The sequence below is a fragment of the Psychromonas sp. genome (assembly GCF_047632995.1).
GTDB lineage: Bacteria > Pseudomonadota > Gammaproteobacteria > Enterobacterales > Psychromonadaceae > Psychromonas.
This window is the reverse complement of the sequence record NZ_JBLIEK010000117.1, coordinates 1-10,908: the sequence shown is the minus strand read 5'-3', so window position 1 is coordinate 10,908 and position 10,908 is coordinate 1. Positions and strand designations below refer to the sequence as shown.

Genomic DNA, 10,908 nt, shown 5'->3' with positions numbered 1-10,908 from the left:
TTACTCAGCAGTGTTTCACTGCTGATCATGGTTGTTGTTTTTTCCATTAGTTATTATATGGCGCGTGGATACTTTGATGACTTGTTAGAAGAAGAGATACAAGATTCACAAACAACCCTGGCTATTGTATTAAAAGAGCCTGTCTTTGCTTATGATAAAGAGTTAATTGCAGACATCATTGGCGCTTTTGTTATGCAGCCTTTTATTCATAAGATCAGTGCCTATGATCACCGTGATCAGCTGTTATTTGAAAAAACAGAAGAGAATGATGCGCCTGAAAATGCAGATATTATCTTAAAAGAGGTCCCGATTTTTTGGTCGAGCAATCAGCAGATTGGCAAGTTATCCATTGTTTACCGCGCCGATAGTAATGATCTGATGTTGACCATGGTTAAAACAACCTTTTTTGTTATCGCTTTTATTCTATTGATAGTACTACAAATAACAAACTGGTTAGCACTCTCTCATCTTGTTGTAAAACCGCTTCGTACAGTTGGCGTTGCATTATCGGTTATTGCATCAGGCGGTGGCGATCTCACCAGCCGTTTAACAATTAAAAATAACGATGAAATTGGTGAACTTGCCGATAATTTCAACCGTTTTATTATCAAATTACATGACATAATAAAAGGTGTAATGGACACTGCAAACGAAGTTAACAATACTTCGGCAACAATCATAAACAGTGCGTCGAATAATGTAAAAGCGACTCAGCAACAATTACAAGAGATAGAACAAGCTTCCACCGCTTTACATGAGATGTCACTCACTACCAATGAGATAGCACAAAATGCCAATGAAACGGCAAAAAGCACAGAAACCTGCAGTGGACTCGCTAAAACAGGTAGTGATGTAGTACACAGCACCGCTCAGCAAATCAATTTACTGGGCAATGATATGATGGTTACTGCAGATAAAATCAGTCAGCTTAGAGATAAAAGTGAAACGATTGGCTCGGTATTGGATGTCATTAAAAGTATTGCCGAGCAGACCAATCTACTTGCTCTAAATGCGGCAATTGAAGCCGCCAGAGCAGGTGAACAAGGTCGAGGTTTTGCCGTGGTGGCTGATGAGGTGCGCAGTTTAGCAAAACGTACCCAAGATTCGACCTCTGAAATCGAAAAAATAATTGATGAGTTACAAAAAGCCTCTTTTGAAGCCAATACGTCAATGGAAGAAAGCCAGATAGCGTTACAAAAAACAGTCACAGAGTCTACGAATGCCAGCACTGCATTATCGGACATCCAAGCAACCATAGATCAAATTAGCGGTATGAACGCGCAAATAGCGACGGCTTCCGATGAACAAAATGCGGTGGCGGAAGATGTGAGTCGTAACGTTACAGAGATATTCAACATTACCAATGATGTCACCCAGAACGCAGAAGGAGCACGTCATGCAAGTGAACGTTTAGGTGAACTTGGTGCAGGTTTAATCTCTAACTTATCAAAATTCAAAATCTAAATACCAACACTTAGATAATTAAGCAGCAGCCTCACATTAAATACTGAGTCTGTTGCTTACTTTTTTTATCTAGCTAACTAAATTAAAATACGAACGCCCTTTCTGGACAGAATATAACGCGTTATTAGCCCCCGTTCTCCCCCTCCTCAGAATAAACAAAGATAAGTATTTCACCATTACCAAAGCGGTTAAATAAACGACAGATAAGATAATTCAAATGGGTTAAAACAGAAATAACTTATGATATGAAGCGCTAAAATTAATGACCGTTCTGTAAACTTCAATTAAAAATCAGATAGCATATTGGCGAGCCTATCAAAGTTAACCGCGACCTCCTCTTCGAGAAAAGAAGCCTTCAACAATCAGCAGTGATCAATGCCAACCTATGGATAGCATCACTTCGATAAGCGTACTATTTACCCGAAAATGAGAGCTAACGTCTCTGAATTCCAATTTTAAGAACATCGAGAAATAGAGTAACAGTTCACAGAATAACCAAAATTTAGAATAAATAGGTAGTTATTAGCAAAAAAGCTTGAAAAACAACCTATAAGATAATACTGTTGCTTTATACAGTGTTTTTAAATACAGGTGTTTATGATATTATCAAACTATATGCAAGTACAGGCTAAAATTGCAAAGCAAACACAAGATTTATTAATTAACTTTAATGGATCGCCATATCTGAATCTATCTTATGATTTAGAAAACTATCACACTTTATTAACGCACATAGCAAAAGATCAAGATCCGCGCTGGATCCTCTTTATAGCGCCACCAGGAAAACCAAATTTTACATTTCTAGAGCAAGCTGGCATTAATAAAAGCCGCATTATCTCTTTGGGGCAAAGTAAAATCACTGACCAAACCGAGTTATTAAAAACCGCACTGAAAAGTAATAATTACGCGACAGTAATCACTTGGTTAAACGGCTGCGATCAAACACTACAAGATGAAATCAATGCACTTGCCGCAAGTTCAAACAGCACCTGCTTTATTTATTGCACCCAATAATAGTTGCTCTAACTCACTTTAAATTAGTTATAATGATTTATACTCAAACCACCTGAAAATTCAGGTGGTTTGGTTTAAGTAACTAATTAATAACAGTGAGAAAATCATGCTTCAGTACAGTGAAAAAACAAAAAAACTAATTAATCAGATCGGCAGTGGTGACGCAGCTTATATCCCTAAAGCCATTACCTGCGCAATTAAAACCTTAGATAAAATAGCCGTCGACGAGAATCTCCCTGAAAATATTCGTAACGAAGCCGCCTTCGCAGCTGCAAACTTAGTATTGAGCGATTACAACGACGATTAAGCAAGCTGTTAATCTAAAATAGAAAAAGGAGCTTAACAGCTCCTTTTTTATGTGTGGTTTACAGTCCTTGGTTATTACCCAATATGGGTAAGTCCACCCATATAGTGCTGTAAAACAGCTGGAATTTCAATACGCCCATCTTCTAGCTGATAGTTTTCAAGCACGGCAACTAATGTACGCCCTACCGCTAAACCGGATCCGTTTAAGGTATGTACTAATTCCGGTTTTTTAGCACCCGCAGAGCGGAAACGTGCCTGTAAACGACGCGCCTGAAAATCACCTACATTTGAACAGGATGAAATTTCACGATAACTATTTTGTGCTGGCACCCATACTTCCAAATCATAGGTTTTTGTTGCACTAAAGCCCATATCACCGGTACATAAAACTACTTTTCGGTAAGGCAATTGAAGATTTTTAAGCACTTGCTCGGCATGACCCGTGATCTCCTCTAATGCATCAAAACTTTTTTCCGGGTGCACTATTTGTACTAATTCAACTTTATCAAATTGATGCTGACGAATTAACCCGCGTGTATCACGGCCGTAAGATCCCGCTTCACTGCGAAAACAGGGGGTATGCGCTGTAATTCGAATCGGTAATTCTGATTCATCGTAAATCATATCCCGGCTCATATTGGTCAGTGGTACTTCCGCTGAAGGAATAAGCGACATACCAATCCCCTCTTCTGTTGCAGGTTTAGTATTAAACAGATCATCACCAAATTTAGGCAGCTGAGTGGTGCCGTATAGGCTGTCAGCATTTACCAGTAACGGCACGTACATTTCAGTGTAGCCATGCTCGTTAGTATGAAGATTCAGCATATACTGCGCCAATGAACGGTGCAGCTTTGCAATTTGTCCCTGCATCACAATAAATCTTGAACCACTTATTTTAACGGCTGATTTAAAATCTAAACCACCTAACGCTTCACCGAGATCAACATGATCTTTTACTTCGAAATCAAACGCTTTCGGAGTGCCCCAGGTTGAAATTTCAACATTCCCCTCTTCCCCGTTACCCAGCGGAACTGATTCATGTGGTAGATTTGGGATAGCATAAGAAAGCTGTTTAAGCTGCTCGGCTAAAGCTGTAAATTGATCTTTTGCAGCATCCAGATCTTCCCCAAGTTTACCCATTTCAGCACGTAAAGCGGTAATATCCTCACCGCGCTTAGCGGCCATACCAATCTCTTTGGAACGACTATTACGCTCCGATTGTAATGTTTCTGTGGTTACCTGCAGCGTTTTGCGTTTTTCTTCTAATTGATTAATTAACTCAATATCTAAAACAAAACCACGAGACGCTAATTTATCTGCAGTTTCTTGTATATCATTACGTAAAAATTTCGGATCTAACATGCTCTTTCCCTAACTCTTTAAAACTAACAAAGTGCCTACATATGCGGCTAAAATACAGACAACAACATTCAATACGACATTTAACATCGCTTTGATTAATTCACCCTGCTGTATAAGCAGCACATTATCCATTGAGAATGTTGAAAATGTTGTCAATGCCCCTAAAAATCCGACACCGATTAACGGCCACCAAGGTGATGTGGTTATTGTTTCTTGTTGGACTATTTGAAAAACAGCTCCCATAATCAGGGAGCCTAAAACATTGACGGTAAGTGTAGCAAATGGAAAACCTTTTCCAAAGAGGCTTAGCATGCCCATAGCAATTAAATAGCGCAGTGTTGCACCGAAAGCACCTCCACACGCAACCAGTGCAATATTTGTGATTATATTATTCATATCGTTTATTTAAACTGTTTAAGTTAAGTTGCTGTAAGTAATTAAGTTTATCAGATATCTGCTTTTCAAATCCACGTGAACTCGGCTCGTAAAATCGAGTGCCTTGTAACGCTTCAGGCAAATACACTTCACCGGCTGCAAATGCGCCATCTTCATCATGCGCATAACGATAACCAAGACCGTGATTAAGCTCCGCCATCAGTTCTGTAGGCGCATTACGAAGATGCAGTGGAACTTCAAATTCAGGCAGTTCTTTAACCGCTTGTTTAGCATTGGCAAAGGCAACATACACAGCATTGCTTTTTGGTGCAGACGCACAATAAACAATGGCTTGGGCAATCGCACGCTCACCTTCATAAGGTCCGACACGGGAAAAACAATCCCAAGCATTGATCGCTATCTGCATCGCCCGCGGATCTGCATTGCCTATATCTTCCGATGCAATAGCTAATAGGCGGCGTGCCACATAAAGCGGATCACATCCGCCCGCTAACATACGTGCAAACCAGTATAATGCCGCATCGGGATCTGAGCCCCGTACCGATTTATGGAAAGCAGAAATAAGATCATAAAAAAGATCCCCCTGCTTATCAAAGCTGACTCCTTCCCGCCCTGCTATTTCCATCAGCAAATCTAAACCTATGGTGAGCTGTTGCTCACTGTCATCGGCCATATCCACTAATAATTCTAAATAGTTCAGTGCTTTTCTCGCATCACCTTGTACCAGTTGCGCCAGTTTTTGTTTCACATCACCGCTAAAACGGATCTGTTTCTCTGCGAAGCCGTCACTTGATAAACAAGCTTGATCAATTACCTCCACAATCTCAGCGTCACTTAATTTTTTTAACAGGTAAACACGCGCACGAGATAACAAGGCATTATTAAGCTCAAATGATGGATTTTCAGTGGTGGCACCAATAAATAAGATTGTGCCATCTTCAATATAAGGTAAAAATGCATCCTGCTGGCTTTTATTAAAGCGGTGCACTTCATCTACAAATAATAAGGTTCTAATACCGGATGATCTATTTTGCTGTGCGATTTCAATGGCGGCGCGGATCTCTTTGATACCGGAGGTGACAGCAGAAAGTTTTTGCACATCAGCTTGGCAATAATTTGCTATCAGTTCTGCCAATGTAGTTTTACCAGTGCCTGGTGGCCCCCATAGGATCATAGAATGGGCAGCCCCGTTTTCAAGTGCTTTACGCAGCGGTTTTTCCGTCCCCATAATATGAGATTGGCCGATATAATGTGCAAATGTTTTCGGCCGCATACGCGCAGCTAACGGCAAAAAGTCATTGTTAAAAGCAAACAGATCTTTCATTAACGTTGATCGTCTATATCAACACCCACAGGTATTTGAAAATCAAAAAAATCGGCCTTTAATGGCGCGGTTAATGATTTATGGCTTAACTTAAATTCACTCTGTTGGCCTTGTTCTTCAATCACCGTAAACTTACTGATATTATCAGCATCATTAAATTCAAAAATAAAGGTGTTATCGTGTAGCTGATGATCAGCGTTCTTTATGGTAAATTTATTATCCTTCATTTTTACCGTATAATTATCCCACTGTTTTTCAGTTGCACCAGAAAGCAAAACAAACGGAGTACCTTCAATTGCATCACTCAAATTGACTAAGGTGACTTGTTCAATAAAAGGGCTGTATAACCACATTGTTTTACCATCGGAAACGATCAACTCTTCTTCAGGCGTAATTACTTGCCAACGGAATTTTCCCGGCCGAGAGATAGTTAATTTCCCCCAACTTTCATTTAAGAGATTACCTTCAGGGCTAGTCACAACTTGAGAAAATTCAGCATTAATCTGGCTAAATTTTGCTAATTTTTCCTTCAATAATCCGGCATCCGTTGTTGCCATCGCGTGGGCATAAAAGGGAGTTATTATAAAAACAAATAATAGGGTGATACATTTTTTCATTAATTAATCCTTAACTGGTGGTGGTGCAAGTACATCCCGGCTGCTGTTTGCGCCCGATGGCGAAGTGATCACTCCTTGTGCTTGGAGTTGATCAACCAAACGAGCCGAGCGGTTATAACCGATTCTAAATTTACGCTGAATACTAGAGATTGATACTTTACGGGTTTCAGTAATAAACGCCACTACTTCATCAAATAACGTATCAATCTCATCATCACCTTCGGCCCCTTCACCCGGTAATAACGAATCTAGGGTCAGATCACCGTCAAGAATTTCTTGCACATAATTAGGTTCGCCACGTTTTTTCCAATCCGCGACCACTTTATGTACTTCATGATCGGCAACAAACGCACCATGTACACGGACTGGCACGCCAACGCCTGGTGGCATATACAACATATCACCATGACCCAATAATGTTTCTGCACCTTGCTGACCGAGAATTGTACGTGAATCAATCTTACTTGATACTTGGAAAGCGACACGTGTTGGAATATTCGCTTTGATCAAACCGGTAATAACATCTACCGAAGGACGCTGTGTTGCAAGAATTAGATGAATGCCTGCGGCGCGTGCTTTTTGTGCGATACGCGTAATAAGCTCTTCACATTTTTTACCGACAATCATCATCATGTCAGCAAATTCATCAACTACCACCACAATATTGGGCAGTTTTTGTAATTCTGGGGCAGTTTCATCCATACTATCCCCTGCTTTCCAAAGTGGATCTGTTAATGGAGTGCCAGCTTCAATTGCTTCTTTGACCTTGCTATTATAGCTCGCTAATGTACGTACTCCGATTTCAGAAAGTAGTTTATAACGGCGTTCCATCTCCCCAACACACCAACGCAGTGCACTAGCGGCTTCTTTCATATCCGTGACCACTTCCGTCAAGAGGTGCGGGATCCCCTCATAAACGCTTAATTCCAGCATCTTAGGATCGATTAAAATCAGACGCACGTCTTCAGGTGACGATTTATAAAGCAGGCTGACCAGCATACAGTTTACGCCCACGGATTTACCTGAGCCCGTTGTTCCTGCCACCAGCAAATGCGGCATTTTTCCTAAATCAACCACCACCGGCTCACCCGAAATATCGACCCCAAGCACCATACTAAGTGGTGATTTGGCTTGCTTAAAAGCCTCACAGCCTAATACCTCTGATGAATACACTATTTCACGATGTTTATTCGGAAGTTCTAAAGCAATAACAGCCTTACCAGGGACTTGATCAACCACGCGCACACTCATTGCAGAGAGTGCACGTGCCAAATCTTTTTCTAAACTGGAAACCGTGCTGACTTTCATACCCGGCGCAAGAGCAAGTTCAAAACGCGTAATAACCGGGCCAGGCAAAACATTAACGACTTCCGCTTTTATTTTAAATTCAAGCAGTTTAGATTCTACCAAACGCGCTACTGTATCCAATTCTTCTTGAGATATTGGCTTATATTTTTTATTCGCCCGATCTAGTAGATCAACACTGGGAAATGGCGCCAATCCCGTTTCAATTTTCCGTCTGATAACGGGTTTTGCATGATCAGGAAGGTGTGAAAAATCAACTTTAGGTTCAATTTTTTGGGGTTTATCGCCCTGTTCACTGGGTTTCTGCTCGACAAACTCGTCGATTGTGATTTTATCATTATCAGAGGTGTCAGCATCAATCTGAAAAGGCGCATCATCGAATTGCTCATCAATATCGAAATGGTCAAAATTCAAAGCCCCAATTTCATCTGTTTCCAACTCCGTATTAGTTTTCCCTCGCACTTTTTTATTCTTAGCGCCTTGCGTATTTTTTTTCTGCATTGCGAGTAATTCAGCCTGCTCATTAAGCTGCTGCGCTTTACTTTCTTTGCGTAATTCATTCCAATTTTGAATTGACATTGGTATACGATATAACCAATTAAACAGCGAGATCACAGAAGCACCAAGGCCATCAATTAAACGGAGCCAAGAAAAGCCAAGCAATAATGTTATTCCTGAAACCAGCAAGGTCAATAAAATCAGATTGACTGCTAATAAACTAAAAAAACCCACCATACTTTGTGCAATTATATCGCCAATCAATCCGCCCGATGGGTAATAATGGAAATCATTGAAATTAAGAGAAGCCAAAGCGGAAGTACTAAACAAGGTAAAGATAAAACCAATTATGCGCAGTCCCAGATTAAGAAAATCTATATCTAAACGAAATTGTGGTTTCCAGAAAAATGCCCATCCCAGAAAAATAATAACGACAGGAACAAAATAGGCAACTAATCCAAATGTATAAAACAGGATATCAGCAACCCAAGCGCCTCCTCTACCGGCTGCATTTTCAATTTCAGCAACCCACTGCTGCTGAGACCAACTAGGATCCACTGGCGAGAAGGAGATAAGGGAAATGGAGATAAAAATAGCTATAAAAAAAGTAATAATAATACCAACTTCGAATAGCTTTTGGACACCCGACAAGTGATTGATCATATTTTTTTTTAACAAAAGGTTAGTCCTGTAATTATTATGAAACTGAAAATAGTTAGTTAATCTAAAAAATCTTCAGGTAGCTGATGACGTAAACGTAACCATATTTTACCACTGGAAAATGCTGAATCGCGAACAATTTTCATAATTTGCTGCAATTCACCTTGCTCCAACACCGCTTTTATTTCAGCATAAAAAGTGAGAGCAATAGACTTCGCTTCAGTATTTGAGAAATAAAAAATTCCAACTTTCCGATAAAGGTCTTGCAGACCATTTAAAATTAATACGTAAATCATATTATTAGATGAAACCGCAACATGATGATAAAAGCGATAGTCAAATTCGGTAAAGGTTTCGCTACTGGCATCGAGTGAAGGTACATTTTCTAAAAAACGAAGTACACTTTGGTTATTATTTTTAGCAGCCATACGTAGAATAATGGTACTTATATTGGTACGGACAGACATTAATTGATCAATAAAATCACCACGCCTCGCAACATCTAAACGGGTCAGCGTACTTAAAACATTAAGCCCCGACGTTTCCCAAAAATCATTAACTTTGGTCGCTTTGCCATGGCGAATGGTGATCCAACCATCTTTTGATAATCGCTGCAGAACTTCACGCAAGGTGGTCCTAGTTACACCTATTTTATCAGCAAGCAAGCGTTCAGCGGGTAATACTGAATTAATTGCAATGGAGCCATTCCAGATAGATTCAATCAAATATTGCTCGGCAACATCCGCAGGGCCCTTTACTTTCATTATCATCTTATTATTCCGTCTGCTCTTTATATCGCTGTATAATACCACAGTCATTATCAAGCTGGACAAATCGTTTCTTTATATGTATACCCATGTTACTTCAAGATGCAAAATCAGCCAGCCAAATTGTACTTAGATGCTAGGCATAAAATTGAAGTATAGTTACTCTACATTGAGATTTTATAACGACGCAGATGAGTGCAATTTGGCTTGCCCTGCGGGGGCTCAGTTCGAAAACCAGTATTGCGTTACAGCATTCGGCAAGGGAGCAACCATTACCTTCATGCTGAGCCTTATCCTGGCCTCCGAGCTGAGTCCTGATAAAGCATATTGAGGTATCATGGGTATATTAAGCAGATACCGGCAAATGTGATTATCTTCACAATCATTTTTAGTGAGCAATAATTTTATATCTCGAAGATTATTTTTTATGGATGGTTAGCTAAGATAATGTTACAAATAGAGTCAATAATAAAATTTAGGAATAGACGGTGCAATCAACTCTAAAAAACCTTTCAAAAAAACGCGGGCCCTGGTTACTGCTTGCAGCAAGCGCATTGGTACTCGAATTATGTGCATTATTTTTTCAGTATGTTCTAAAGCTGGATCCGTGCGTAATGTGTGTGTATGAACGTATAACTATGTTCGGCATTATTTTTACGGGTTTACTTGGTGCGAGTGCTCCACATAATATAATTGTCAGGCTAAGCGCTTTTTTATGCTGGGCAATCAGTGCTGTTTGGGGCCTTTTATTGGCTATCGAACACACGAATTATCAAATTAATCCCTCTCCTTTTGCTACCTGTGATTTTTTACCCAACTTTCCAAGCTGGGCGCCACTGCACGAATGGCTGCCTTGGTTATTATACCCAACCGGTGAATGCTCAGATATCGTATGGCGGTTTTTAGGTTATTCAATGCCACAGTGGTTAATTGTAAGTTTTGCTATTTATTGTGCTATTTTTGTATTTGTTGCAGTGACCGCACTATTACCAACTAAAAAATAATAGATGCTTATGCACTTAACTCAGGTGAGAATGACAGACTTTGCCTTTTGCTTAAAGAACTTGAGGCGTGGACTTCAGTCTGAGAGATCCCCACAGCATTATTCATAAAAACTTTCCTCAATAAGCGCTGAAAATGCGCTTATTAATAATTCCTCAGAAACATCATATTCTTTATGATGTATTATTCGCCG

General features: G+C 40.0%; 10 protein-coding genes. 4 read left to right on the top strand and 6 right to left on the bottom strand.

The window, feature by feature from the left end; genetic code table 11:
* The 3 genes from ACJAT7_RS15520 to ACJAT7_RS15510 all read left to right on the top strand — a co-directional run.
* Nucleotides 1-1,464 (top strand): methyl-accepting chemotaxis protein (locus ACJAT7_RS15520; RefSeq protein WP_415227710.1); only part of this gene is annotated, 1,464 nt, incomplete at its 5' end.
* A 597-nt stretch (nucleotides 1,465-2,061) separates the two neighbouring features.
* Nucleotides 2,062-2,478, top strand: coding sequence for a SulA-like leucine-rich domain-containing protein (locus tag ACJAT7_RS15515; RefSeq protein ID WP_415227709.1), 417 nt, complete (start codon nucleotides 2,062-2,064; stop codon nucleotides 2,476-2,478).
* Nucleotides 2,479-2,584: 106 nt separating this feature from the next.
* Nucleotides 2,585-2,785 carry a YaeP family protein gene (locus ACJAT7_RS15510; RefSeq protein ID WP_415227708.1) on the top strand — a complete coding sequence of 67 codons (201 nt, stop codon included), beginning with the start codon at nucleotides 2,585-2,587 and terminating at the stop codon, nucleotides 2,783-2,785.
* 74 nt (nucleotides 2,786-2,859) lie between these two features.
* On the opposite strand, the gene serS is transcribed toward ACJAT7_RS15510, so the two are convergent.
* The 6 genes from serS to fadR are packed head-to-tail and all read right to left on the bottom strand — an operon-like array spanning nucleotide 2,860 to nucleotide 9,716.
* A complete protein-coding gene (serS, locus tag ACJAT7_RS15505; protein WP_415227707.1) occupies nucleotides 2,860-4,146 on the bottom strand; it encodes a serine--tRNA ligase in 1,287 nt (428 codons plus the stop codon).
* Between the two features lie 9 nt (nucleotides 4,147-4,155).
* Nucleotides 4,156-4,542, bottom strand: coding sequence for a fluoride efflux transporter CrcB (gene crcB, locus ACJAT7_RS15500; protein WP_415227706.1), 387 nt, complete (start codon nucleotides 4,540-4,542; stop codon nucleotides 4,156-4,158).
* Nucleotides 4,535-5,866, bottom strand: a complete 1,332-nt coding sequence (locus ACJAT7_RS15495) for a replication-associated recombination protein A (RefSeq protein WP_415227705.1) — start codon at nucleotides 5,864-5,866, stop codon at nucleotides 4,535-4,537. The genes crcB and ACJAT7_RS15495 overlap by 8 nt, the downstream gene beginning before the upstream one ends.
* Nucleotides 5,866-6,483 carry an outer membrane lipoprotein chaperone LolA gene (gene lolA, locus ACJAT7_RS15490; protein ID WP_415227704.1) on the bottom strand — a complete coding sequence of 206 codons (618 nt, stop codon included), beginning with the start codon at nucleotides 6,481-6,483 and terminating at the stop codon, nucleotides 5,866-5,868. The genes ACJAT7_RS15495 and lolA overlap by 1 nt, the downstream gene beginning before the upstream one ends.
* 3 nt (nucleotides 6,484-6,486) lie before the next feature.
* Nucleotides 6,487-8,949: a DNA translocase FtsK gene (locus ACJAT7_RS15485; RefSeq protein WP_415227711.1), complete on the bottom strand. Its 2,463-nt coding sequence runs from the start codon at nucleotides 8,947-8,949 to the stop codon at nucleotides 6,487-6,489.
* A 56-nt stretch (nucleotides 8,950-9,005) separates the two neighbouring features.
* Nucleotides 9,006-9,716: a fatty acid metabolism transcriptional regulator FadR gene (gene fadR, locus ACJAT7_RS15480; protein ID WP_415227703.1), complete on the bottom strand. Its 711-nt coding sequence runs from the start codon at nucleotides 9,714-9,716 to the stop codon at nucleotides 9,006-9,008.
* Between the two features lie 485 nt (nucleotides 9,717-10,201).
* Here fadR and dsbB point away from each other — a divergent pair, with 485 nt between their 5' ends.
* Nucleotides 10,202-10,717 (top strand): disulfide bond formation protein DsbB, encoded by a 516-nt coding sequence (gene dsbB / locus ACJAT7_RS15475; protein WP_415227702.1) that lies wholly within the window; start codon nucleotides 10,202-10,204, stop codon nucleotides 10,715-10,717.
* Nucleotides 10,718-10,908 lie beyond the last annotated feature (191 nt).